The sequence below is a fragment of the Streptomyces olivochromogenes genome (assembly GCF_021538895.1).
In the GTDB taxonomy this organism is placed as follows: Bacteria; Actinomycetota; Actinomycetes; order Streptomycetales; family Streptomycetaceae; genus Streptomyces; species Streptomyces olivochromogenes_A.
In genome coordinates, this window is sequence record NZ_JADDRL010000039.1 from 20,879 (window position 1) to 44,969 (window position 24,091).

Annotated in this window: 19 protein-coding genes and 5 pseudogenes; 10 read left to right on the top strand and 14 right to left on the bottom strand. The window is 67.2% G+C overall.

Annotated features, from left to right (window positions below; all coding sequences use genetic code 11):
• Window positions 1-44 precede the first annotated feature (44 nt).
• Window positions 45-455 (bottom strand): DUF5959 family protein, encoded by a 411-nt coding sequence (locus IPZ69_RS20835; RefSeq protein ID WP_235455699.1) that lies wholly within the window; start codon window positions 453-455, stop codon window positions 45-47.
• Window positions 456-671: 216 nt separating this feature from the next.
• On the opposite strand from IPZ69_RS20835, the gene IPZ69_RS20840 reads away from it, so the two are divergent.
• Both IPZ69_RS20840 and IPZ69_RS20845 read left to right on the top strand, forming a co-directional pair.
• Window positions 672-977: a hypothetical protein gene (locus tag IPZ69_RS20840; protein ID WP_235455700.1), complete on the top strand. Its 306-nt coding sequence runs from the start codon at window positions 672-674 to the stop codon at window positions 975-977.
• Window positions 978-1,526: 549 nt separating this feature from the next.
• The gene (locus IPZ69_RS20845) at window positions 1,527-1,859 is read left to right on the top strand and encodes a putative quinol monooxygenase (protein ID WP_235455701.1); all 333 of its coding nucleotides are present in this window, start codon (window positions 1,527-1,529) and stop codon (window positions 1,857-1,859) included.
• A 492-nt stretch (window positions 1,860-2,351) separates the two neighbouring features.
• Here the strand turns inward: IPZ69_RS20845 and IPZ69_RS20850 are convergent, their stop codons facing one another.
• Complete coding sequence (locus tag IPZ69_RS20850; RefSeq protein WP_235455702.1) at window positions 2,352-4,166, bottom strand: serine/threonine-protein kinase; 1,815 nt, start codon at window positions 4,164-4,166, stop codon at window positions 2,352-2,354.
• 187 nt (window positions 4,167-4,353) lie between these two features.
• Between IPZ69_RS20850 and IPZ69_RS20855 the strand changes: the two genes are divergently transcribed.
• A complete protein-coding gene (locus IPZ69_RS20855) occupies window positions 4,354-4,956 on the top strand; it encodes a TetR/AcrR family transcriptional regulator (protein ID WP_235455703.1) in 603 nt (200 codons plus the stop codon).
• Window positions 4,957-5,456: 500 nt separating this feature from the next.
• A pseudogene (locus IPZ69_RS20860) lies at window positions 5,457-5,954 on the top strand (transposase); the annotation flags it as partial.
• A 592-nt stretch (window positions 5,955-6,546) separates the two neighbouring features.
• Here IPZ69_RS20860 and IPZ69_RS20865 read toward each other — a convergent pair.
• Window positions 6,547-7,284 carry an SDR family oxidoreductase gene (locus IPZ69_RS20865; protein ID WP_235455705.1) on the bottom strand — a complete coding sequence of 246 codons (738 nt, stop codon included), beginning with the start codon at window positions 7,282-7,284 and terminating at the stop codon, window positions 6,547-6,549.
• Between the two features lie 92 nt (window positions 7,285-7,376).
• Between IPZ69_RS20865 and IPZ69_RS20870 the strand changes: the two genes are divergently transcribed.
• Window positions 7,377-8,240: a LysR family transcriptional regulator gene (locus IPZ69_RS20870; protein ID WP_235455707.1), complete on the top strand. Its 864-nt coding sequence runs from the start codon at window positions 7,377-7,379 to the stop codon at window positions 8,238-8,240.
• 265 nt (window positions 8,241-8,505) lie between these two features.
• Here IPZ69_RS20870 and IPZ69_RS20875 read toward each other — a convergent pair whose 3' ends face one another.
• The 7 genes and pseudogenes from IPZ69_RS20875 to IPZ69_RS20905 form a co-directional block, all read right to left on the bottom strand.
• Window positions 8,506-8,763, bottom strand: coding sequence for a Tn3 family transposase (locus IPZ69_RS20875; protein ID WP_235455710.1), 258 nt, complete (start codon window positions 8,761-8,763; stop codon window positions 8,506-8,508).
• Between the two features lie 419 nt (window positions 8,764-9,182).
• Window positions 9,183-9,545, bottom strand: a pseudogene (locus IPZ69_RS20880) (restriction endonuclease); the annotation flags it as partial.
• Window positions 9,503-10,168: an alpha/beta fold hydrolase gene (locus tag IPZ69_RS20885; protein WP_308407518.1), complete on the bottom strand. Its 666-nt coding sequence runs from the start codon at window positions 10,166-10,168 to the stop codon at window positions 9,503-9,505. The gene IPZ69_RS20885 and the pseudogene IPZ69_RS20880, both read right to left, overlap by 43 nt.
• A 92-nt stretch (window positions 10,169-10,260) precedes the next feature.
• Window positions 10,261-11,637 (bottom strand): FAD-dependent oxidoreductase, encoded by a 1,377-nt coding sequence (locus IPZ69_RS20890; RefSeq protein ID WP_235455712.1) that lies wholly within the window; start codon window positions 11,635-11,637, stop codon window positions 10,261-10,263.
• A gap of 69 nt (window positions 11,638-11,706) precedes the next feature.
• Window positions 11,707-13,737 carry a hypothetical protein gene (locus IPZ69_RS20895; RefSeq protein WP_235455713.1) on the bottom strand — a complete coding sequence of 677 codons (2,031 nt, stop codon included), beginning with the start codon at window positions 13,735-13,737 and terminating at the stop codon, window positions 11,707-11,709.
• Window positions 13,738-13,795: 58 nt separating this feature from the next.
• Window positions 13,796-14,555: pseudogene (locus tag IPZ69_RS20900) on the bottom strand (IS5 family transposase).
• 69 nt (window positions 14,556-14,624) lie between these two features.
• Entirely contained in the window at window positions 14,625-15,152 is a 528-nt protein-coding gene (locus IPZ69_RS20905; RefSeq protein ID WP_308407519.1) for a DUF6192 family protein, read from the bottom strand.
• A 592-nt stretch (window positions 15,153-15,744) separates the two neighbouring features.
• Between IPZ69_RS20905 and IPZ69_RS47445 the strand changes: the two genes are divergently transcribed.
• Window positions 15,745-16,497: an ASCH domain-containing protein gene (locus tag IPZ69_RS47445; protein WP_308407520.1), complete on the top strand. Its 753-nt coding sequence runs from the start codon at window positions 15,745-15,747 to the stop codon at window positions 16,495-16,497.
• Window positions 16,498-17,549: 1,052 nt separating this feature from the next.
• Window positions 17,550-17,741, top strand: a pseudogene (locus IPZ69_RS47870) (hypothetical protein); the annotation flags it as partial.
• A gap of 155 nt (window positions 17,742-17,896) precedes the next feature.
• Here the strand turns inward: IPZ69_RS47870 and IPZ69_RS20920 are convergent.
• The 4 genes from IPZ69_RS20920 to IPZ69_RS20935 all read right to left on the bottom strand — a co-directional run bounded on the left by IPZ69_RS20920 (window position 17,897) and on the right by IPZ69_RS20935 (window position 21,825).
• On the bottom strand, window positions 17,897-19,165 hold the full coding sequence (locus tag IPZ69_RS20920) for a sugar ABC transporter permease (RefSeq protein WP_235455715.1): 1,269 nt from the start codon (window positions 19,163-19,165) through the stop codon (window positions 17,897-17,899).
• 4 nt (window positions 19,166-19,169) lie between these two features.
• Window positions 19,170-19,958: an ATP-binding cassette domain-containing protein gene (locus IPZ69_RS20925; RefSeq protein ID WP_235455716.1), complete on the bottom strand. Its 789-nt coding sequence runs from the start codon at window positions 19,956-19,958 to the stop codon at window positions 19,170-19,172.
• 49 nt (window positions 19,959-20,007) lie between these two features.
• Window positions 20,008-21,015 carry a sugar ABC transporter substrate-binding protein gene (locus IPZ69_RS20930; protein WP_235455717.1) on the bottom strand — a complete coding sequence of 336 codons (1,008 nt, stop codon included), beginning with the start codon at window positions 21,013-21,015 and terminating at the stop codon, window positions 20,008-20,010.
• Window positions 21,016-21,594: 579 nt separating this feature from the next.
• Window positions 21,595-21,825 carry a hypothetical protein gene (locus tag IPZ69_RS20935; protein WP_235455718.1) on the bottom strand — a complete coding sequence of 77 codons (231 nt, stop codon included), beginning with the start codon at window positions 21,823-21,825 and terminating at the stop codon, window positions 21,595-21,597.
• Between the two features lie 161 nt (window positions 21,826-21,986).
• Here IPZ69_RS20935 and IPZ69_RS48110 point away from each other — a divergent pair.
• The 3 genes and pseudogenes from IPZ69_RS48110 to IPZ69_RS20945 form a co-directional block, all read left to right on the top strand.
• Window positions 21,987-22,070 (top strand): annotated as a pseudogene (locus IPZ69_RS48110) (AAA family ATPase); the annotation flags it as partial.
• A gap of 99 nt (window positions 22,071-22,169) precedes the next feature.
• Window positions 22,170-22,823 (top strand): response regulator transcription factor, encoded by a 654-nt coding sequence (locus tag IPZ69_RS20940; RefSeq protein WP_235455720.1) that lies wholly within the window; start codon window positions 22,170-22,172, stop codon window positions 22,821-22,823.
• Window positions 22,814-24,082 carry a sensor histidine kinase gene (locus IPZ69_RS20945; RefSeq protein ID WP_235455722.1) on the top strand — a complete coding sequence of 423 codons (1,269 nt, stop codon included), beginning with the start codon at window positions 22,814-22,816 and terminating at the stop codon, window positions 24,080-24,082. The genes IPZ69_RS20940 and IPZ69_RS20945 overlap by 10 nt, the downstream gene beginning before the upstream one ends.
• Window positions 24,083-24,091: the final 9 nt, after the last annotated feature.

Below are 24,091 nucleotides of genomic sequence, written 5' to 3' on the forward strand. Positions count from 1 at the left end.
GACTGCGCCGGCCTCAGCGGAACGCGCCCATGTCTTGCTTGTCTTCAGGACTCGCCGCAGGCGTCACGCAGACGCTGAAGGTTTGCCTCATGCTCAGCGATCCACTCAGGCGTTGGTTCGAGCCCCAGGGCCACCGTCAACCTGTCTGGATCGTGTACCGAGATGGAGAGCCAGCCGTTTTCGTGTGGGTGAAAGTACAGCTCCAACCCTCGGCTGCCTTGCGGCCAGTTGGCGTCTTCACCCGCACTGAGGCGTCTGAGTGCTTCCTCCCACTCTTCGAGGTGATCAAGCCGGATGTTGGTCTTCAAGCGAGCGTTCACGAAATCCGTAGTTATTAGGCATTCAGCTCGAACCCGGGCGTAATGGACTTCGTGGCGTTCAACCGCACGCAGGACGAGGGAGACCCCTCGTTCGTCAGACAGATGTATCAAGTCAACAGGGACCCACTCGTCCATCCCACTCCCCTTTGCCGGTCACGTACCCAGAGATTGCATGCACGATACAGACAGGTCGACTGACGCCGACCAGCAAGGATGAGGCCAGATCTCAAACTCTGTGCCCAGTGCGGGCGCCCGCCCCTCAGCCTATGGATGGCGCCCATCGACTCAGCTCGGCCTCGGTTACTGTCTGGACGCCCGAAAGTCGGGCACGGCAAAGGAGGGGCCTCCGCCATGTCGATACGCAAGAACTTCGCCAAGCTCTTCAAGAGCACGGCCAAAACTCCTGACGGCGACCCGTTCGCAATAGAACGCCCGTGCCAATGCTCGCCGCAGTGGCCCGGCCTGGAGACGGCGGCGAACGGGCACATGCTCCCGGCTCAGCCCTCCAGCCACTACAGCGTTCTCACGAACCCCGAGGTCGGGCCGTTCGTCGCACGCTGCACCGGTTGTCACGCTCGCTATCCCCGCCCTTGGGTGATCCCGCAGGGCGCGCCGATGCCTTTCGACTGGGCTCGTGAGGCTCCGCCAACCGCGTGAGCGCCAAGCACGCTCACTATGGGAAGCATCGCACCACGGCGTACAGCGGGTGCTCGACGTGGATGTGGCCGGGCAGCTCGTCAGGACCAAAACGCCGCGGGAGGAAGGAGTTCCGGTGGGCGCGGAGGTCCTGGTCCATCTGCCGCACGCCAAAGTCCTTCCATACGCGCACAGTGAGTTGGTACTCCGGTCGTCATGACCCGGCGGGCACGCCCGCACCACTTCCCGTGCCACCGTGGCGGACAGCCGACCGGGCGGCCCGCCACGGGGCGTGGGGCGACAGGGCCGGGCCGGAAGAATTGCGACGCGTCCGCTCTCGCGGCTCCGCGAGCCAGCGATGGCAGGCCGAGATCGTACGATCTTGTAGTGACGAGCCCTCGGCCGGAAAGCGGGGAAAGCCGCGGCCGCCCGCGGATCGGCTTGTCACTCCGAACGTCGCATACGCGACACGTGCGGGACGAAGGTGGCAGCACCGCGCCGACCCGAACGTCTCCCCTCCCCCGCGCCAGACGCGGGGGAATTGACGACAGACATCAGCGAAGGAATCCCGTGATCTTCATCACTGCCAAGTTCCGAGTCCGTCCCGAGCACGCCGACCGCTGGCCCGAGATCACCGCCGACTTCACCCGCGCCACGCGCGCCGAGCCCGGCTGCCTGTGGTTCGACTGGTCGCGGAGTGTGGAGGAGCCGACGGAGTACGTCCTGGTCGAGGCCTTCCGCGACGACGAGGCCGGAGCCGCGCATGTGCAGTCTGCGCACTTCAAGGCTGCGCAGCAGACGCTGCCACCCCATCTGGCCGAGACGCCGCGCATCGTCAACCTGACCGTTCCGCAGGACGACTGGTCGCTGCTGGGAGAAATGGCGGTCTCCGGCCAGGAGTAGCAGTCTCGCGGCCGGGTGCGGCTGCTGCCGTCAGCACGGCACGTATCGTCGGCGGTTCCGGAGTCACCCAGCAGGGCGTGAGACGCTCAGGTGAATGTGCCGTCCAGTGGTTGTTCGGTCCACACCGTCTTGCCCTTGCGAGTGCCCCAGCGTTCGGCCAACTGGGCCACCACGAACAGGGATGGCTACTGACCCTGGCGTGATGTCGCGGGGCTGACGGCACGGAGCAGCGCTGGTGCCAGGGGTGGGAGCGCGGCGGAGTGCCGGCCCTCGAGTCGAAGGGCCCGGCGTCGCTGCCCTAGTGAGGCGCTGGAGTCGGTGCTGCAGCGCGACGACAAGCCGCTCGCTGCCCTGAAGCGCGGGCCGCACTCCGGCGGGCGCATGACGTCGATGTCGACGAACACCCTGCTCACCGTGGAGACGCTGCAGACCCCACGTACCATGATCAGTCAGCCACATTCCTTCCGAATGCTTACGACAGGGTTCAGACGGTTACTCCTTCGTCCAGCGCTGGGACGCCTTCCCGGACTCGCAGTCGTGCGCCGTCACGCTGCTGCCCGAGGCCAGATCGAGGCACTGGCCGCTCTGCACGCTGCGCAGGGTCGCGCCGGAGCCCCTGGTCCAGAACATCGAGGACTGGCCGTACGCCTCACACGAGCCGACCGAGGCGTTGTTGCCGAAGACGGGGGTGACCAGGCACTGACTGCTGCCCTGGTTGACGACCTTGAACGAGCCGTCCGACGCGCTCAGGAAGGCCCAGGAGCTGTTCGCGTCGTCCGCGCAGTTCCCGTGGATCAGCCCGTTGCCGTAGGCCGTCAGGGTCAGGCAGTTGCCGTTGTCCCCGTTCACGAGGTGGAAGTAGCTGCCCGCCGCGGTGTTCTGGTCCGGTGCGCCCGTCGACGTACGGCCGGAACCGTCCGAGCCACCTGAGCCGCTTCTGCCGCCCGAGCCGTGCGAGGTGCCGGCGTCGCCAGAGCCGTCCTTCGCGTCCGTGCCCTTGCCGGTACCGGTGCCGGAGCTCCCACTGTTGGTCTGCGCCCCGCTCATCCCCTTGCCCTTGCCCTTGCCTGACGGCGACTTCCCCGGAGTCGCCGTGCCCGAGGGGGACTGGGTTGGGGTGAGCGACGCCGAGACCGTGACCGACGGCGTGGCGCGGGCGTCGGCCTGTGGTGCGGAGGTGTTCGGCAAGAGCTGGATCGCGAGGGTCGTACCGGTGACCACGACCACAACGGGGACGGCGGCGAACAGGATCCGGGTACGGCGGCGGCGCTCGCGCGGCTCAGGGCGGGGCGTGGACTCCGGCTCGGGCTTCGGCTCGGGCTTCGGCTTCGACTCCGGCTCGGCGGACGGCAAGGTCGGGACAGGGACGGACGGCTCCTCGATCTCCGGGACTGGTGTCGCGGCGAAGGCAGCCCGTTCGGACAGCCGCTCGGTGATGGCCTGCGGCCACAGGGGGGCGGTGAATGGCCCGTGCTGTTCCGCGAGTTCGACGAGTTCGGCGGCGGTCGGGCGGGCGCCGGGGTCCTTGGCGAGGCAGGCCGCGACAACCTCGGCGAGCTCCGGGGCCAGTTCACGCACGGGGTCGAGGTCGGGCTCCTCGTGCACGATGCGGTACAGCACCCCGTGCCCGGACTCGTCGCCGAAGGGCGGGCGCCCGCAGGCCGCGTACGCGAGCACCGAGCCGAGGGCGAACACATCGACGGCGCCGGTCAACTTCCGTGCCCCCGAGGCCTGTTCGGGCGACATGTAGGCGGGCGTTCCCACCACCATGCCGGACAGGGTCAGCTGGCTCTGTTCCGCGGCCTGAGCGACGCCGAAGTCGATGACGGTGACGCCGTCGAGGGTCAGCATGACGTTGGACGGCTTGACGTCCCGGTGCACCATGTCCAGCGCGTGCACCTCCGCCAGTCCCGAGGCTGCCTCCCGCAGCAACAGCCACAGCGCGTCGGCGGGCAGCGGAGAGCCGTTCAGCTCGACCGCCTCGCGCAGAGTAGATCCGGGGACGTACGCGGTGGCGAACCACGGCGGCTGCGCGGTGCGGTCGCTGACAAGCAGCGGCGTGGTGGCCCGCGCGGGCAGCTTGGCGAGATTGTCCAGCTCGTGCCCGAACCGGCGCAGGAAGGCCTTGTCCTCGGCGGCGACGGAGGACAACACCTGCTTGACGGCGGCGTAACGCCCTTCGTGGACGCCGAGATACACGCGGCCCATGCCGCCTGCCCCGAGCCGGCCGATCAGGGGGATGCCCCCGATCCGCCGCGGATCCTCGTCCTCCAGCGGCTCGGCACCGCTTCCGTGCAGCTCTAACACGTCGTACCCGTCTCCCCGTTCGCGATCGTCGCCGCAGTGGACGAGTGTCCGCCCGCCCCCCACGGCCGGGCGGCCACTCGTGTCCCGCACAGCCAAGTCTGAGCCAACTGGCAGTAGAATTGGAAGGACTTTCTAGAAAAACACTCTAGATCTCTGTAGACGGAACCAGCGGAATCGGCGGCACCACATGACTCCCAAGCAGCAACGCGGCGAGGCGACCGTGGACCGACTCCTCGACGCCGCCCTGAGCATCTACGCGGAGTCGGGCGAACAGGGCCTCACCGTCAGCGCCGTCACCAAGGCCAGCGGGGTCAGCCTGGGCAGCCTCTATCACCACTTCGGAAGCATCGACGGCCTGGTCATCGCGGCGGAGCGGCGCTGGATGGGCAGGCTGCTCGACGAGTTGCTCACCGCACTGCAGGCCGCACCGACCTCGCGTGACGGCATCGAGGCCGTCGTACGGGCCTATTTCGCGTTCGTCCGGGAACACCCGGACGCCGCGCGGCTCATGCACTCCCCATACGGCGACCGCCAGCCGACGCGGAGCGGCCAGGAGCAGCGCGACGCCCAGCGGGCAAGGGTGTCCGCCCTCGCCCGCTGGATCCAACCCCGCGTGGAATCCGGCGAGTTGGCACCGCTCTCCCAGCCCCTCATCGAGTCCCTCGTGCTGGGCCCGGTCGTCGCCATGGCCCGCCGCTGGCTCTCCGGCATCCACGACGTCGACCTCGACGAGGCGGCGGGGATCCTGGCGGAGCGAATCTGGTTGTCAGTCAGCGCAGAGCCGACGTAAAACGCAGCACCATGCTGGGCTACGAAACCACACGCCGCGTTCCTTCTACGACCGCAATTCCCGGCTCACGCGGAGGTACGAACATGCCTCCCCCTCACCCTCAACCGCTACACCACCTACGGCATCGCCGCCGCCTGTTCCACATGATGAACGAGGCCCGCATCGGTCTCGGACTCGGTGCCACAGCGCTCGGTTACACCGGCTACCTGCACGAACTGGACTACGCGCGCACCCGGTCCCAGGGGCGCCCGCTCATGGCCAGGGCCGCCACCACCCCCCAGATCCCGATCGTCGGGCATCCTGGTGTCCGGCACATGTTCCTCGCCCAGAAGTCGTACGTCGAAGGCGCGCTGGCTCTCATCCTGTACCGCGGGCGGCTGCTGGACGACGAGCGCACCGCCCCGACGGCCGACGAGCGGGCCAGGGCCAGGCTTCTGCTGGACATCCTCACCCCGATCGCCAAGAGCCGGCCCTGCCAGTGGTGCCTGGAGGCCAACAACCTGGCCGCCGGCCTCGGGCAGGCGGCATTCGCCCCTCTCACCTGGCGGAACGGCTCGCGCGGGGAGTTACGCTCCCGATTCGCAGCCGTGCGCATCCGCCCGGCCGGCAAGGCAGTCGAGCGTCCGATCCGAGCCGCCGCGTCGGCCGAACAGGGCTGGTGGAACGGTGTTCTCCCCGACTACTGGCTGCTGATCGAATGGCCCGCCGACGCTGACGCACCGACTGACTATTGGCTGTCCAACCTGCCTGCCGACACTCCCGTCGCCGACCTAGTGCGTCTGGCCAAGGTCCGCTGGCGCATCGAGCACGACTACCGAGAACTCAAGCACGGCCTGGGCCTGGACCACTTCGAAGGCCGCTCCTGGCTGGGCTGGCACCACCACGTCACCCTCGTGACCGCCGCCCACGCCTTCCTCACCGAACAGCGCCTGGCCCCAAAAGTGCCCGCACCGGTCTCACCCTCTACCAAGTCCTCGACGCCCTCCAGGACATCCTGAGGTGCTGGACCGGTGTCTGCACCACCTGCCGCCAGGCCCTGCCCGCCAGGACACACACGACACCAAGATCGAGACAGACCTAACGGAGTCCTACTAGTTCAGGGGGGCAAGCGACCGCCTCCCGCACTGCTGTCCCGTGCCGACCCACAGCGACGGGACCGCATCCTCACCACCGAGTACTTCACCCGTCTCGGCCTCCCTCACGGCGGTCCGGCCGCCCCGAAGTTCACGGACAGTCCAACTCGACCTTGGTGAAGTCCCCTCGCGTCACAACCAGTGCCATCTGAAAGACCGATGAAGACGAACAAGGAGCTCCATGCGCAGTTCATCCGGCCGTGCCGGCCAGACGGTCCCTCCTGCCACTCCGAACACCGCATCAGGGGTCACGCACCCGGCCGTCGGCGCGGCGGATGCGCCCGTTGCGCTACGGACCGGGCGCTGCGCATGCGAGAGCATCGTGTATCAGGTGCAAGGCACCCCGGACGATCCGCATCTCTTGTGCTGAGCTGCGGGGTTGCCAGGTTCGATGAGAACGCTCGGCCCGGGATTCTCAGTGCATCTGGTTTCTGCGGAATCCACGGCGGGTTCGTGATCACCAGGGGACGACGCCGTCGTCCTCGAAGAACGAACCGGTCGGGCCGCCGTCGGGCAGCGTGGCGAGCCGGATCGCTGTGGTCGCGCCCTGTTCAGGAGTGCGGGGCCCTCGGAAGCCTGTGAAGTCGGTCGCGACCAGGCCCGGGCAGGCGGCGTTGATCAGGATGTTCGTACCGGCGAACTGCCGGGCGTACTGCACGGTGAGGGCGTTGAGGAACGACTTCGACGGCGCGTAGGCCGCCATGATCGGGCCGATCTCGATGTCCGGGTCCGATTGCCGGGTCAGGGAACCGACGCTACTGGAGACGTTGACGATGCGTGGCGAGGCCGAGCGCCGCAGCAGTGGCAGCATCGCGTTGGTCACCCGGACGACACCCATGACGTTGGTATCCACGACTGTGCGGAGCACCTCCAGGTCGAGCGCGGTCGGGTCCTGCACCCACCCCGGGTCCATCTCGCCCGAGATACCGGCATTGTTGACCAGGGTGTCCAGGCGCCCGGCCAGCCGTTCGATCAGTTCCGCGGCATCAGTGACGCTCTGGTCATCGGTCACGTCCAGCGGTACCCCGAACGCGTCCACGCCGACGGCGCGCAGCTTCCCGACGGCGGTTTCGCGTCGGGCCGCGTCGCGGGCTCCCACGCCCACGCGGTACCCGAGGCTGCCCAGCCCGGCCGCGATCTCGTACCCGATGCCCTTGTTCGCGCCGGTCACCAGCGCGATCATCGTTTCGCTCATGCTGATGATGTTGGCTCGCGGACGAGTGGCGCGGCCAACACCGATACGGTGTCCTGTCATACCTGCCAGGTATCACCGCGTATGCTGCGGCCGTGGACACCCTGGAGACCCGCGAGTTGAGGTACTTCGTGGCCGTCGCCGAGGAACTGCACTTCGGGCGCGCCGCCGAGCGCCTCGGCATGGCCCAGCCGCCGCTGTCGCGAGCGATCCAGCAGCTCGAACGGCGCCTCGGGGTCTGCCTGCTGCAGCGCAACCGCCGTGGTGTCCGCCTGACCGGTGCCGGAGAGGTGCTGCTGCACGAGGGCCGGGCGGCCCTCGACGCGACCGTCGCCGCCGCTCGCCGCACCCGGCGCGCCGGCGGTGCCGACAGCCCCGGCGGCCCCCGCAATCGGCTGGTCCTCGCGGTGAAGGCCGCCGCGTCCCACGAACTGCTGCGGAAGCTTCTCGACGCCTACGCGGCCGAGCCCGACAGTGCCGAGATCGAGGTGCTGCCGTGTGGCATCTGCGAGCAGGAAGAGCTGCTGCGCGACGGACGCGCCGATGTCGCGCTCATGCACACGCCGTGGAACTCCCTCGCCGGGTTCGACAGCGAGGCACTGACGACCGAGGGGCAGGTTGCCGTCCTGCCAGCCGGGCACCCCCTCACCGCCCGCGAGACCTTGTCCCTGGCCGATGTCAGGGACGTCCCCGATCTGCCGCTCGCCCGCTGGCCCACCCACGGCACCTACGCACCCGGCCCTGGCCCCGAGATCCACAACCAGACGCAACTGGCTCAGTTGATCGCCCTCGGACGCACCGTGGCGGTCGTCCCCGACTCCGCCCGCTCCTGGCTGTGGGCCGAGCACACGGCCGTCCCCTTGACCGACGCACCTCCCGTCGTGACCCACATCGCCTGGCCCGCGCACAGCCGCTCCCTCGCCCTGGCCGGCCTGGTCCGCACTGCCGCACGGCTATGACCAGGTCCTGCCCCCATCAGCCACCACCCGGGACAGCTCAGACGCCACCAGGGCCGGTGGAGCCGAAGAAGCAGACCCGCCGGACCAGATCATCTGGGACGGCGAGCGAATCGGACCGGATTGTCCTGTCTCAACGCAGATGACGACTGAGAGCCGCGTGAGCTGGTGGCCCGACATGTTGTTTGAGAACTGGGCCAGCCGCGTTCTCAAACAACATGGCAGTGGCGGAAGTACGCGGGGGTGCTAGGGAAGCAACCCGGCTGTCTTACTCTTCGCCAAGACTGCCGCTGGTGAGGCGGCGGCGTGCGGCTTCAAGGCGTTCGGCGTAGTCGGTGGCGAAGATCCCGGGAAGCGTCCTGTCCAGGGTGTTGTGGAGGATCACCAGGTTGGACAGCAGCGAGGTGAACCGCAGATCCTTGTCCTGCTCGACCGGGTCGTTGTGCGCGACCATGCCGCGCTGCCCGAACCGCACCCAGTCACTGAAGCCGTTGAACGCCTCCACCTTGTTGGTGGCGGCCGTCACCTGCCACCAGGAGAAGTTCGTGCGCGTCCCGCAGCCACACACCGTCCTTCCAGAGCGCGAAGGCGGCCAGGACGGACGGGTGGTACTCGCGCAAGAAGGAGCGGAACCGGTTGGGTCTGCCGAGTTCGCGGCACCAGCTCGCCCCACGGGCCTCTGGCTTTGGGGGAGTTCGGACGGCTCCGGCTTCACAAGAGGTCACCGCGGACACGGCGCCCGTCTCCGCCCGCGAGGCCACCGCGCCGTGAACGCGATGAACGATGGACCGGGGGGCCGCCGGGGGAAGTCCCGCTCCCGCGGCACGATGACGAGCGTACCTGCCAACCACGCGCACGTGTACGGGTGCCCTCGCGCTCGCGAGACGCTTCGGGCTCGGTGATGACCTCGGCAAGCAGCACGGGCCCATCGTGGGACCGCGGAGTTCAGGGGCTGGTCGGCCGGCGAGGCGGTGGGACGGTGCGGAGTAGTTCCCAAAGGGGACGTGAGCCGGCCGCCCGCACTCCGAGGGTGTGACGGTCGACCACGTGGAGGCGCTGTTGCTTGGCGAAGGCCACGGCGGGTGCGGTGACCCGTCCGCTAGTGATGATGACCGCGATGTCGGCGCCGTGGACCTGGCGGGCGGTGCCGTTGAGGACCTGGAGGTCCGGTGTGCCCACTGAGGAGCCGGCCAGGCCGTTGCGGCGGTGTTTGCACGGGATGACCCAGCGTCGCCCGTAGGGGTCGGTGGCTTTCACGTCGGCGCCTAGAACATGTGGCCGGCCCGCTCGATCACGACCTCCCGTACGTCGGGGATGCCCTCCCGCATGACCCTGGAGGCGTCCTCGCTGACCAGTCCTTCGTGAGACGGCGTCAGGATCAGGGTGGGAACCCTGATTTGGTCGAGACTGTGCGTGTAGTCGGCGTTGACGACGGCCGTGATGCGGGCATCGAACGATGTGGCGGGGGTGTTGTCAAGGAACAGACGGTGTGTGTCGCTCACGCTCCAGGGGATCTGCCCCTCCGAATCGTAGGGCGAGGCGAGTTGGCGCACGTAGAGGGGAAGCACCACTCTCCTGTAGAGAACGCCACGCATCTTCCCCATCAGCCGCAACGCGTTCTTCATGACCGGCTGGGTGATCGGGTTGGCGGCGAAGCCGCCGGAGAGCACGAGGCCCTGCAACCCCATGGGGCTGCGGGTAGCAAGAGCCAGGGCAATATTGGCTCCGAAGGAGTCGCCCACCAGAACATACGCGTCCAGATCGGCGACCCGCTCGGCAAGGGCGTCGGCGTAGGCCTCCATGTCGTTGACGCCGTCGGGAAGCCGCAGCGTGCGGACCGGTCGACCGCTGTACGGCGCGAGGTGTTGTGAGGTCCACGGGGCCCCGGTGGCGCAGGGGACGAAGACCAGAGTCGGTTTGTTTGTCATCATCGATCTCGATTTTCAGTGAGTTGTCTTCCGTCATGCCAGCTACGACGGAGAAGTAGGGAAGCGGGAGAAAGAGCCGGTACGCGTCGCAGTACTCACACGACGTCAGGGCCTGCCGCAGTCACCTGGGAGCTTGGCGGCGGAACCACCGAGTCGGTCACCCGAGCGCCTTTCGTCAGAGCGCTCCACAGCACTCTCGGTCGCATGAGGGCGGTCGGCGGGTCGAGCAGGATCAGCACCCGCACGAGCTGTGTCGCGACCACGGCGTCGCGCGTGGCGGCGGCCATGATCCTTCCCATGAGAGCGGCTTGCAGTCGGGTGGCCGTACGGGGGTGCCGTTCCGACGTGTTTGCGCCGATGCCCATGCGCCAAGGGGCTGCCACCACCCGGGCAGCTTCCCGGAAGAATCGCCGGGGCAGGTCGTGGCGACCACCCGTCAGGCAACTCCGCAGAGCGGCCGCCTCCAACGCCGCTGCCGTCATGCCTTGCGCGAAGAGGGGGCTGAGGCTGCACAGGGCTTCCCCCGTCACGATCAGGCCCGTCGGAAAGCGATCCAGCTTGTCGTAGCGTCGCCAAATGGCGGTCGGGAACCGGTAGGCCGAGATCGGCTCGACTGACTCCGCCGCCATCACCGCTTGAAAAACGTCGGGGGGCGCCACGGTGGAGAGGAAGTCGGTGAAGCCGGTCTCGTCGACAGGTGGGCTGTTGTCACTCCCGGAACCGGTGACGGTCACCACGTGCCGGCCACCCTCGACAGCGTGCATCAAGATGCCGCGCGAGACCCCTTTGGCGTCGCCGCCAACCAGGTGCCGGACACACTCGGCTCCTTCAGGGGTGAGGCGGACGACGCGGCTGGCGTAGGCCACGTCGACCGTCAGACGCTCCTCCGGTGGCCGGTCGTACCCGAGTTGTTCAAGCCAGTAGGGAGTGCGTCCGCTCCGGCCCATGGCGTCAACGACGAGATCGGCCGCAATGGTCTCCTCGGTACTGCCAGGCTCTCGCAGGATGATCCGCACACCGGCGATCCCTGTTGCCGAGGCATCGTCAGCGACGAGTCCTACGACATCGACGCCCGGCATGAATTGCACACCATCACGTTCGAGCAGCCGCCGGCGAAGATGTTCCTCATGGAACGGCAAGGTCGCCTGCACCGACCTCAATCCCGTGGCCACCTGGGGCAACTCGTCGCCGCCGACGCGGAAGCGGTGCCCCACAAGCATCTCCGCCCGTACCGCACCGTCCGCGGCCATCTCCGCCAGCAGCCCGGGAAATACCTCCTCGAGCAGCTGCGCACCCCTCGGCATCAGACCGTGCGCGTGTCTGCCCTGCGGCGCACCACGCCGGTAGTCACCAGGCGCCGACGGCGAATCCCGATCGAGCACCGTGACCCACTCGTAGAACTCGGTGAGGACACCCGCCGTCACCATTCCGGCAAAACCACCACCCAGAACGACAGCATGTCCGTTTCGCACTGTCGTGCCTCCTCTCGGTTCGTTCCCGACGAGGTAGACAATGAGCCGGCGCGGTGGCCACACACCAGGTCAGCCGGTGCTCACCTGGTGCTCAACGTCGCGGGCCTGGCCGTAGAGCTCGCGCTTCCACATCCACTCGACGATGTGAGTCACCGCCCGATCCCTGTGCCGCCGGTAGGTGCTGAAGGACAGATGCAGGGCCTCAGCAGTCCGCTCCTGCGTGGTGCTGGGGCGCAGAAACGTACGGTCGACAACCTCGTAAAGGCCGTGGAGACGCCGGTCCTCCCGCAGCGAGTCGGCGGCCCTGCCCAGCAGTTCGCGCAGCGCGTCCGTGGGTTCCTGCCCGTTACGGCTCTCTCGTCGAAGCACCTGAGAGTGAAGGAGCGGGTTCCGGGCCAGTCGTTCAGGTATGTGCAGGTCGTGCAGGGCGGCCCGGACGGCGTCGACGAACTCCGGCTGCGAGAGCACCAGCTCGGACAGGTCCTCGCTTGCCGGACGGGCGGCGGCACCCACCTCTCGGGCCGTGGTGACCTCTAGCCACTGCCCCACTCCGGTCCGCCGCCAGTCGTGGGCGAATGCCGCGTACCGCGTACCGCCGACCTCGTAGTCGGCGTCCTCGGCGCGCCAGAAATCGAGATAGGCCAGCGTTGGCCCCCACAGCTCGGCGTCCGTGTAGGTACCGACGAACGACCACGACACGCGTTCCCGCGTGAGGATGTCCAGTACGTGCCAGACAGCGGCCAGGGTCACCGACGGCGATGAGCGGTGATGGTGGGTACCGTCGAGGAAGAACCGCCACGCCATCACTTGCTCGCCGGTTCGCGGCCGGCCGTGCTGCTGTGCATACCGCCACATCGCATACGCCCCGGGGTCGGTGGCCAGGTCTGCCTCGGTGGCCTCGTGCAACTCCAGGTAGGCGCCATAGCCCCGCGGCTCTCCCCGCGCATCCCTGAAGACCCGAAACGCGTGCGGTTGCCGTTGCATCCAGTACGTTACGAGATCCGCCTGGTCCTGGCCTTGCAACTCCCTGGTCATCTCGACGATCGCCGCTCTGTCGCCGTCCCGCAGTTCGTCGATGAACTCCTCGACCATCCGCGCGGTGGCCACCTCCACGGCAAGCGACGTCCGGGAGCACGTCACAAAGATCGCGTCGGCCAGCAACCGCTGCTTCTCGCGCTCGTCTCCCCCGGACCGGATCCGTGCCAGCAGGTGCGCACGAACACAGTGGTGCAACTCGGAGTAGCGGTCGGGGTCACGCCATCGCAGGTCGGCGTCAAGGGCGTCACGGACCAGGTCGTGCGGGAACAGCCCGTACGGTCCTTCGTCGACGAATGACAGCGTGCGCAACCAGGCGAACAGCTCTCCGGCCTCGGCGGCGGAGACACCGGAATCGCCGAGCACCGCGCGCAGCAGTTCCTCGGAGGTGACGTACGCGTGAGCACAAAGCTCCAGCGCCATGCGGTGCCACGGCCCCGGTATTTCATCGATGGTGCGCTTGAGCAACACCCGTACGAGATCGGGCAGATCGCCCAGCCCCCGGGGTACGGCGTCTGCCGCATCCCCACCTGCGGCCATACGCCGGCGAACCCCGTCGACCAGCATGGACAACGTCAACGGATGCCCGTGGCTGACGGCGAGCAGCCGCTCATGCAGCGTCTCCGGCACGTTCTGCGCCACCAGGTACGCTCGCCCGTCCCGTGTGTCGAGGTTGCGCAGGGACACCACCCGCACGAGCTCACGCCACGCCGGATCTGCCGTCCACTCCGGTTCGGGCGGCCGGCGACCGGCGATCACCACCAGGGCGTCGCCGGGCAGGGCGGGAAGGAACGTGTCACGCACCCACTCATCGAGCGACTCAAGCAGTTCGTACGTGTCGATCAGCAATACTGGTCGGCTCAACTCAGCCAGTTCGCGCAATGGGTCGCCGCCGCTGTCCAGGACTGCCGCGAGCACCCCGAGCAGTGCGCCCGAGGTCGGCGGAACGTGACGGCCATCCAGCCGTACCACGTTGGCTCCGTCCGCGACAGCCACGTCCGCCAGCACATCCAGCACCGAGCTCTTGCCGACACCTCCCGGCCCGTACAGGAAGAGCACGGTCACCGGGTCACCCGGCGCGAGTAGCGCGGAGCGGTCCGTCATGGCTCGCTCGGGGGACAACTTACAGTGGTTGACACGATGAGCCGAGTTGCCGGTGAGTGATGAGGCAGCAGGCGGGTTTGAGGAAGGCTTCATGGATGTCGGACTTGCGTTCCCAGCGGATGCGCAGACGCCGGAAGCCGTGGAGCCACGCGAAGCTCCTGTCCACGACCCAGCGATAGGTGCCCAGTCCCGTGCCGTGCAGTGACGTCATGGTCGTAGCCGCGGTCGGCGAAGAGGGAGTCCGGCTTGCGGCGGGGACGCCCGACCCGGCCGCGGATCGGCGCAATGGCGTCGGGCAGCGGCAGCAGTTGGGTGACGTCGTTGCGGTTGCCTCCGGTCAGCAGGACTGCGAGCGGGGTGCCGTGCCCGTCGGTGATCAGGTGGTGTTTCGAGCCAGCCCGGCCCCGGTCGACCGGCGAGGGGCCCGTGTGGCTCCCCCTCTTGGGGCCCTGACATGGGAGGAGTCGACCACGCAGCGGCACCAGTCCAGGCGTGAGTCCGCGTTGAGTTCGGCGAGCAAGACCTCGTGGAGCCGCTGCCAGACGCCGGCCTCGTTCCAGTCGCGCAGTGGGCGCCAGCACGTCATGCCCGAACCGAAGCCGAGATCCTGCGGCAGGTACTCCCACTGAATCCCGGTGTGCAGCACGTACAAGATCCCGCACAGCACATCCCGGTCCGGCAACGGGCCTGCGACCCGGATAGCGGAAGCGCCGCTCGCGCTGCGGCAGCAGCGGCTCCAGGTGATCCCACAGCTCATCCGACACAATCCACGGCGCCATCCCCACACCGGACCGAACGCTCAACTCCCGCCCTGGACGCGGCAACCAGGAGCGATCCACCTCGTTGTGCTAGCCGCTGTAAGGGTGCACATCAGAAATGCCTGGCCCGGTGGCCCTCATCGGTAGAGACTGCGCCTCATTAACGGTGTGCCGAGCAGTGTCATCGGCCATCGCCTTCGAGGCGACCGCGGGACGGCGCAGGAAGTCGGTGGTCACCACCGCCGTGACCGCGTCGTCGGCGGCCAGGTCGTGTATCGCCTCCACCTTCTCCAGCACACTCTCCGGGGAGTCGACTTTCCAGCCCACCACCCGCTTCGCGCTGTCGTGCTTCCACCTCGTCGGGTCTCCGCGAGGGTTGGGCGGGGGTTGTTGACCTCCTCGAAACGCTCCTGTTGTGGATGGTGTGCGAGACATCCGCCCACCGTCGCTCCTTCGGCCAACGCGAGGAAACCCACCGGTAACTGCGGATCGTTCTATAGGCCAGGCCGACGTCTTCGGCGAACATCCTGATGGCCTCGCTGACGGTGAACAGGTCGTCCTTCCCAGACGGATTCGCGACCCCATACGAGCGCATCGGCTCGATCTCCATGGCGGCATCCCCGAGGCGCCACTGGGCGCTGCTCATCGTGGCCACCCAGTCGCGCCCCAGCTTGACCAGCTCGTCGTCGCGATCCCGGCTCACACTGCCGATCATCTCGGGCATCCGGACACCACGCCACGGGCTCGGGCGCGACACCATGCCATCCCGCCAACTCGCCCTGAAGACCCATCACTTCGCACCATCTGACGCCCTCCGGCCGTCCGAGAGGCGTGCGGCCCCGGCGCGAGACGCGGCCCTACGGCCCCAACATGCGCGGTCTCACATCCCGCGCTGCTGCGTGCGCCGTCCATGCCAGGCCCGTTTGCGACAGGCGGGAGAACAGTACGTTGCCGAGGAAGCACGTTCGACGCCAACGGTCCAGGACACCCCACACTCCGGGCAGGTGGCTGCCCTGACACCTTGCACCGCCTGGGCCCTCGCGCCTGCCCACGGGACCACCGTAGGGGCCCAGTCAAGGCAAGCCGAAATCCCGTGGAGCCCACCTGCGCGGCGTGGAATGATCTTCGGCGACCGCTGACGGAAGGGAAGGCTGAAAACGTGTACGTACCGTCATCTGCACGAGCTCTCGATGATGACGAGCGTGAGCTCGTGGAGCTGGCACGCCGCACCATAGACGCGCATACCGACGCCGGGCCCGACGAAGACAGGATCCACACGATGGGCGCCGCGGTCATGGCCGCCGACTACCGGATGTTCGCCGGCGTGAACCTCTACCACTTCACTGGCGGACCCTGCGCCGAACTCGTGGCTCTGGGAGCCGCACGAGCCCAGGGCGCCCGCCAGATGCGCTGCATCGTTGCCGTGGGAAACCACGGGCGCGGGGTCATCGGCCCGTGCGGGCGCGATCGGCAGGTCTTCGTGGACTACTACCCCACCATGCGCGTCATCGTGCCTACGCCCGCGGGGCCCAGGTCCGTTCTCGCCGCCGACCTGATGCCGCTGACTCAGCGATGGACCCCGGAAGGCATGAACGGTCTCGACCCATCGCTCTACCAAGACCCCGAGACGGCCGGTCCCCCGATCATCCGGTTCAGCCCCCGCTACCTCGAAGACGTCCGCTCCGGCGCCAAGACCAAGACCACCCGCTTCCGGGACCCGGCCCAGCTCGGGCCGGCACGGCTCGTGTTTGAAAGCGACCCCGAAGTCGTCCTGCCGGCAGAGGTGACCGGCATCAGGCACTGCCTGGTCAGCGACCTCACCAACCAGGACGCCCAAGCCGAGGGGCTGACGACCGTAACCGAACTCCGGGAAGGCCTCAAGGGCCACTACCCAGATCTGGCGGGAACCGACGAAGTCGATGTAATCACCTTCCAGATCAACGACAAGACAGGCGCCGCTTAATCCGCGGAGGCACCAGCGACGACTGGGCCGCAAGGTGACGACGAGCACGGGGGCCCCGTAGCTTCGGGCAGCCCCGCCCGAAGCGACAAGCCCCTGACCGCACAGATTTCATGAATCAGAACCTGTCCGAGGCCAGCTCATTTTTGTCATGCAAGCCTCAGGCACAGCTTCCTACCGGCTTCGCCGTAGCTGTACGGTCCCCCGCTCCTTCGCCCCAAGCCTTGCGGGAACCATGGGCCACGACAGGCGGGACGAACGGTGCCCAGTGGGGTCGGGGCGGCCTTCGCATGTGCCATGCGCACAGCAAGGCAGCGTCCTTGATGCAAAGCCAGCCACAGGCCAAGGCCGAACGCGCTACTGGCCCCTGAGCCCGCGCCACGAACGCAATCACCGCAACTACCTGCTCTTCCTCGACCTTGCCGGCCGCCTGTGGTGACCCCTTGAGCGTCGACGGAATGGTGTCCAGGTCGTACTGCTTGCCGGTGCCGTTGGTGACGGTGAAGGTGACGCGGAAAGGTGTCCGGTCGGCGTCGGGCCTGTCGCCGTACTCGCCAACCGGTGACGGTGCGGGCTCCGCAGAGGACTGGTACAAGCTTTGCGCACACCCTCTGCTCGGAGAACTACGCCCTCCGAGCACGAACTCGCCACCGCGCACGCCACCATGAACACCCCACTGGCACCGTGCAAATCGACGCACTCGTCACCCCCGGACGGCGGCGGGCAGCAGCGTGACGCCGGCATTCCAGCGTCGTTGAACCCTGCAACTCCATACGCCGGGGCCCCGGGAATGCCATGACGAATGCCCTGGGTTCCTCGGCATGCCAGGGCCGGGATGCGACATCACCGCCTCAGGCCACACGGGGATTCCATGCTGCGCAGGAGCGATGGTGCCCATGCGGCCTCACGGGCAGGCGCGATGCGCCCGCAAACGGTGAGGGACATCGACCCGCTGGGTGACGGCCGTGTGTGCCAAGCCGCTCCAGTGGCCGATGGGCCGAGTGGCCAACATGTCGTCGGTTGCCACCGGGTCTGCCGGTGCCTGGTCCGTAGTGATGCCAGTCAGCTGTTGTCCCAAGTCATGCCACGGCCAGCCCTTGCGAACCGACGAAGTCGCCATCGCCAAGGAGACAGGGCCCAGTCCAGGCCGCACTCGTTCTTCGCGCTCGGCAAGAACTCCTCCGTCGGTGGCCTTCAGCCCTGACTGCCACAGCCTCGCCACAGGCAGTGACGACAAAAAGGCGCGTCTGTGGGACGTCGCAAGCGGCAAAACCATCACCACCCTCACAGGCCACACCAGCGGCATGGCTTCAACGCCGGCGTGCTCGACGCCGAGGCCCACGGCTTGGGCCTCGCCGTCCCGTGCGTCCCACGCCGGCGACTGGCCTGACACCGGCCGGCTTCAAATACGGCCGTGGGCCTTCTGCGCGCGGCGTGACAGCGAATCGATGACGACGGCGAGCAGCAGGACCCCACCGGTGATCATGTACTCGGCAGCGGTCGGGACGCCCATCAATGCCACGCCTGAGGCGATCGACTGAATGACCAGCGCGCCGAGCAGTGCCGACCAAGTACTGCCCCGGCCACCGAACAGGCTGGTTCCGCCTATGACGGCGGCGGCGATGGCGTTGATGAGGAGGTTGCCCGAGCCGGAGGTCTGGCTGGCCGAGGCCACCCGCGAGGCGAGGAACAGCCCGCCGACCGCGGCCATGGTGCCGGAGATCGTGAAGACGGAGATCCTCACCCACGCGACCTTCAGACCTGCTTTGCGTGCGGCTTCCACACCCCCACCGAGCGCGTAGATGGCGCGTCCGTACAGGGTCCGCCGCAGAATGCATTCGAGGGCGATGACGACGAGGAGGAAGATGAGGAGGGCCAGCGGCAGACCCTGGAAGCGGTTGAGCACGTAGGCGGCGGCGAAGACGGCGACGGCGACCATTGCGGTGTGGAGGGCGATATCGCCAAGCGGTCGCGAGCCCAGTCCCAAGCTCCGCCGACACCTGGAGTCGTGGTAGGAGACGAGGAAATAAGCGGCCGTGCCAGCGGCGGCCAGGGTGTAGGCCACGGCCACATCATTGAAGTAGTAGCTCGTCAGTAAGGCCACCAGGCCCTCGTCGTCCAGGTTGATGGTTCCGGTCGAGCCCAGGATGTAGAGCATGAGCCCGTTCCAGCTCAGCAATCCGGCGAGTGTGACGACGAAGCTGGGGACACCCACCTTGGCGAAGAAGAATCCCTGGACGACTCCGGTCGCCGAGCCGACGAGTATCGCGACGAGGGCGGCGACCCCTTCTGCCATGCCTAGGTTGACGTTCAGCACGGCGAACGCGGCAGCCGCCAGACCGCTCACCGAGCCGACCGACAGGTCGATCTCCCCCAGCAGCAGCACGAACACGATGCCGACCGCGATCATGCCCGTGCCCACCATGTCGACGCTGATGTTGGAAAGGTTCCGCGCCGACAGGAACTGCGAGTTGAGCGCCTGGAAAACCATCCAGATTGCGGCGAGGCCGAGTAGAACCGGTACAGAGCCGAGCTCCCCCGCTTTCAGCCTGCGCCCAAAGGTCGCGAGGTGACGATTGACGGCCGCGCGTTTTATGACAGCGCTCCGGGCGTTCTTCGTAGGCGGCCTCCCTCCGCACTCACCCGGGGCAGCGTTCCTGGGTCGACGCATCGCCTCACAGCTCCCAGTCGATCTCGTCCTGCTCGCAGTACTTGAAGTCGCTGTGCGTGGCGCCCGTGATCGATGAGACGATGTCTTCCTGCGATGTGGTGTTGACGTCGAAGAAGCCGTTGTTGCGCCCGAGCCTCAGGACGGAGACCCGGTCGGCGATTGCTTTCACAACGCCCAGGTCGTGAGTGATGAGGAGGACACCGAGGCCACGGTCGCGCATGTCGTCGATGCACTCGAGAACATGTGCGGTCTGCTCGACTCCCAGGGCTGCGGTCGGCTCGTCCAGCAGGATCAGCTTCGGCTGACCCAGAAGCGAGCGCGAGATGGCGACGGTCTGCCGCTGTCCACCGGACAGCGTCGCGACGGGCAGTCGGAGATCAGGCACGCGCGCGCTGAGCATCCTGAACAGATCCCGCGTCCGGTTTTCCATTACCGGTTCGTCGAGGAAGCCGTAACTGTGTATCTCACGGCCCAGGAATACATTGCCCACCACGTCGAGGTTCTCGCACAACGCGAGGTCCTGATGGACAGTGGCGATCCCCAGCGCCTGCGCATCCCGCGGGTGCGTGATCCGCACGGGGCGCCCTTCCCACTCGATCACGCCGACATCGGGCGGGTCGACGCCCGAAACGACGTTCACCAGTGTGGTTTTGCCGGCCCCGTTGTCTCCCACCAAGGCAATGACACGACCCGCGCGTATCTCCAGATCGACGTCGATGAGCGCCCTGACTGCGCCGAATCGTCTGGAGACACCGCGCAACGCCAGGAGGGGCGGAGTCGCGCCGCTCGTCATGTGCATCTCCTATGGCGAGCCGAGGTGGGATGGCGGTGGACACCCGCCGTCAGCGCCGTCCGACCAGACCGAGCCGCTGACAAGCAGCAGAGTATTTGCCGGAGCAAATCTGGTAGGTCGTGTATAGCCCGTCGTGAATCACGGTTGCCTTGACGTTGCCGGCTGTGACCGATTGTGGGCGCAGCAGCACAGTGGGTATCCCGGTGTTGGTGGCATTGTCAGTCGTCGTCTTCGTGTTCGTGATGCTCTCGCCGCGCGCCAGCCTGACAGCCATGTCTGCAGCGGCGTCGGCCTCGAGCCGGAAGGGTTTGTACACCGTCATGTACTGCTCACCCTGGATGATCCGTTGGATGCCCGCCAGGTCGGCGTCCTGGCCGGTGACGGGCGGCAGAGGGGCAACCTTGGCCGATTTGAGGGCGGCTATGACGCCGCCCGCGAGGCCATCGTTCGCCGCCAGCACACCGACTATCTTGTCGGCACCGAGTGATGCGATGGCTGCGGACATATTGGCGTGGGCGTTCTCTGGACGCCATCCGAGCGTGTCGTAGGCCCTGGCGATCTTCACTTTGTCGTGGAGAACGGAGAGTGCGCCGTCCTTGAACCATCCGGAATTGGGATCGGTCTCCGCGCCGTTCATCATGACGACCTGCCCGTCGTGGGCCTTGTCGCCGAGGGCCTTCAGCAGTCCCTCGCCTTGCAGTCGGCCGACCTGCCCGCCGTCGAATGTGACGTAACCGGATATGGGTCCATCCGCGAGACGGTCGTATGCGACGACCGGAACACCCGCTCTCGCAGCCGCATTCACCGAGGCGCGCAGCGCTTTGCCATCCACCGCATCGAGGATGAGGACATCGGCCCCTTGGGTGATCATGGTGTCTACCTGCTGTTGCTGGGTGGCCACGTCGTGTCTGCTGCTGGCGTACCTCACGGTGCAGGCGCTGCAGAGTTCCTTGATCCGTTTTACGATCAGCGGTTTGTCGAATCTTTCGAAGCGGGGAGTCTGGTTGTCGGGGAGCAGCAGTCCGACAGTCGTCCCGGTGCGTGGGGATGCCGTCAAGTCGGCCGCCCGGCCACACGCGGTAGCGCCGAGGACGAGAGCGAGCGCCCCGACGGTGAGGACGACGGGGCGGGATCGGGACCTCGGCCTGGGTGGAGACGGCCGGGCAGTTCTCAATGCCTGACCGAGAGGCTGGTCCACCTCCCCGGCAGAGGCGATGGCCCGCCGACGAGGACGACGACCGGCCCCGTGGCTACCGAAGCGGTTTCGAAGGCTGGCCCGACTCGTGACCGTCACTCCCTGCTGGATGACAAGCTCGTCCGCTCCTGGCAAGACTGCCGGAACAACGACGTCGAACTTGGATCGGCGCTTACGCCCGTCCCCGCATAGGCGCCGACCGTGATTACACACGTTTCCGTCGGCACGTACCCGCGCCCTTTCCGCCCGAGCCCCGTCGAGGGTTGTGTACCGTCGGTGCTTCGACAGTCACACTCACCCATGTGGGGGCGGGGGCGCTCATCACCCCCAGCATCGCACAAGTAGCGGACCCTCGCTTCTGCACGCGAAGCTAAGCACGCAGCTGCCTCCTCGACCGGTTTAGCAAGCTGTTTTATAGATGTAATTGTTGACGTCAGGATTTTAGAAAGTGTCCTTGGTCAGGAAGACGAACGGATTGTGGATCAAGCCCGTCGTTCTGAAGCCTTTGAGTGCCTTGCCTATCTGCTGCAGCGCCTGCTTCTCCGACTCCAGCGGTTCCTGAACCACCGGGCCCTGGACAAGGCCGTCCTTGACGTCCTGGACGATGGGGTCGGCGGTGCCGAAGCCGACGATCTTGATCTTGCCGGTGGCGCCGAGGCTCTTGACGGCCACGGAGACGCCCTCGACCTCCTGTGTACTGACCGCGAAGACCCTGCCGGGTCGGGGTGGGCGGCGATCACGGCGGCCGTCTTCGAGGTGGCGGTGCCAGGTGACAGGTGCGCTCCGACTGAACTGGGTGGGCAGCAGGGTGATGCCCAGGTGACGGGCCCTCCTGCAAGGTCGTTTCGATCAACAGCAACAGCTACCGGCTCAAGAACCGTCTCCAGGCCATCGAACGGGACACCGACGTGGCCTGAGCAACCACCGCAAGTAGATGCCGTTACTGATCTCGCGGACCACGAGTGCGCTGACCAGGGAGAATGGAGAAGTCTCGCTGGAGTACCTAGGGTCAGCGTGTGGCTTTCATTGTGGTGTGTGAGGATGACGCAGCGGTCCGTGACGTCCTCAAACGTGCACTTGAGCACGACGGCCATACGATCGCAGTCGCTTCCACGGCGGACAGCCTGCTGCGGCAACTTGAGCCGGTCCCTCACCTGGTCGTCCTGGATCTAGGGCTGCCGGACGCTGATGGCCGCGATGTCTGCTTGGCGCTGCGGGCACGTGGCGTTGATACCCCGGTGCTCATGCTCACCGCTCTGGATGGCATGCATCACAAGGTGGGCGGCTTCGAGGCGGGAGCCGACGACTACATGACGAAACCGTTCGACATCCCGGAGTTGCTGGTGAGGGTCCGTGCCCTGCTACGCAGAACAACTGCGACGACCCCGCCAAGGGGCGTCGTTCTCGATCCGGCGAAGCATGTCGTGATCCACGGTTCGACAAGCGAGAGCCTGACGCCGACCGAGTTTCGGTTGTTGGGCAGGCTTATCGCTTCGCAGGGCGACGCTGTACGCCGCCACGCCCTCGTTGCTGCCGGTTGGCCGCATGGCGCGCAGGTCAGTGACAACACCCTTGACTCCTACGTTCGCCGACTACGGACCAAACTCGGTGCGCTGGGCGTGGCCGATCGCCTGGCGACGGTCCGCGGGGTGGGCTATCGATGGGAGTGACGGGCTTCCGCGGGAGGGTTGTCGCGCTCGCGGTTCTGATCGCGACAGCTGTGGTCGCAGTGCTGGTGGTGGTCTCACACGTGTTGCTGAGCCAGGTGACCGACGCCGACGCGAACGCTCTGGCGCGTTCGCGTGCGGAGTCGGTGGCGGCAAACGTAGCCGTACGCGGTGGCCACGTCGTGCTGATCGAGAGCGGCAACGAAGCGCTGGACACGGTCTCGTGGGTGTATGCCGATGGACACCTCATTGACGGGATCGTGCCGGGAAGCCTCCTTGACCGCGTCGAGGCGCTTGTCGGCTCCGGGCGGTCCCAAACCGTCACGGTCGGCAGTCACCTTCTGTACGCCCAGCCAATCCGGCTCGAAGGCCACCACGTCATGGCGGTCGTGAGGGTGGATCTCACGCCGTACGAGACGTCGGAGCAGCGTAGCCTGACGATGTCGCTCATGTTGGGCGGCATCTCGATCCTGCTCGCAGGCGTCGTCGCACACCTCGTGGTGGGTCGTGCGTTGCGGGTGGTCCACGAAATGGCCGCTCTCGCCGACGACTGGGGCGATCACGAGCCCGGGTGCCGATTCAACCTCGGCGTTCCTCGCGATGAGTTCGGGGAGCTCGGGCGAACTCTCGATCGCCTACTTGACCGCGTGGACAACGCGCTTACGGACGAGCGCCGGCTCACCGATGAGATCGCCCACGAGTTGCGGACGCCCTTGACGGCCCTGCGGGGCGAGGCACAGTTGGCGCAACTCTCCGGTCACCAGGTGGCACCAGAGTCTGTTCTGACCGAGGTCGACCGCCTGAACACGGCGATCACGACGATTCTGAGTGCCGCCCGGACACGGATCGATGGCGGTACCCGTTGCGATCTCAGGGCGGCGGCGCGACAGGCGATCGCCGGTCGCTCCATCGAACTCGCCGTCCCGACCAACGTCGACGTCGCCGTGGCATCCGAACTCGTCGTGGCTGTGTTGTCACCGCTGCTGGAGAACGGCCTGCGGCATGCGAGTTCGCGCGTCTGGGTCACGGCGCGCATCCAGCCCCAAGGGGTCGTGATCGATGTCCTCGACGATGGCCCGGGGTTCGACCCGGCGGAGGTCGACCGGGTCTTCGAAGCGGGCGTGACCAGCGGCGACGGGCACGGGCTGGGGCTGGCCGTGGTAAAGCGTCTCGCCGCGTCCGCGGGAGTGGCAGTCCGTGCGATCGCGGATGGTCACGGTCGCGTCGAGGTGACCTTCCCCACGCCAGCGGCGATCGCGTAGTCAGGTTGT

Coding starts and splice junctions, on each gene's coding strand:
- IPZ69_RS20835 (WP_235455699.1), bottom strand. CDS start 455: ATGGACGAGTGGGTCCCTGTTGACTTGATACATCTGTCTGACGAACGA.
- IPZ69_RS20840 (WP_235455700.1), top strand. CDS start 672: ATGTCGATACGCAAGAACTTCGCCAAGCTCTTCAAGAGCACGGCCAAA.
- IPZ69_RS20855 (WP_235455703.1), top strand. CDS start 4,354: ATGACTCCCAAGCAGCAACGCGGCGAGGCGACCGTGGACCGACTCCTC.
- IPZ69_RS20865 (WP_235455705.1), bottom strand. CDS start 7,284: ATGAGCGAAACGATGATCGCGCTGGTGACCGGCGCGAACAAGGGCATC.
- IPZ69_RS20885 (WP_308407518.1), bottom strand. CDS start 10,168: ATGATGACAAACAAACCGACTCTGGTCTTCGTCCCCTGCGCCACCGGG.
- IPZ69_RS20905 (WP_308407519.1), bottom strand. CDS start 15,152: ATGCCGCCATGGAGATCGAGCCGATGCGCTCGTATGGGGTCGCGAATC.
- IPZ69_RS20920 (WP_235455715.1), bottom strand. CDS start 19,165: ATGCGTCGACCCAGGAACGCTGCCCCGGGTGAGTGCGGAGGGAGGCCG.
- IPZ69_RS20925 (WP_235455716.1), bottom strand. CDS start 19,958: ATGACGAGCGGCGCGACTCCGCCCCTCCTGGCGTTGCGCGGTGTCTCC.
- IPZ69_RS20945 (WP_235455722.1), top strand. CDS start 22,814: ATGGGAGTGACGGGCTTCCGCGGGAGGGTTGTCGCGCTCGCGGTTCTG.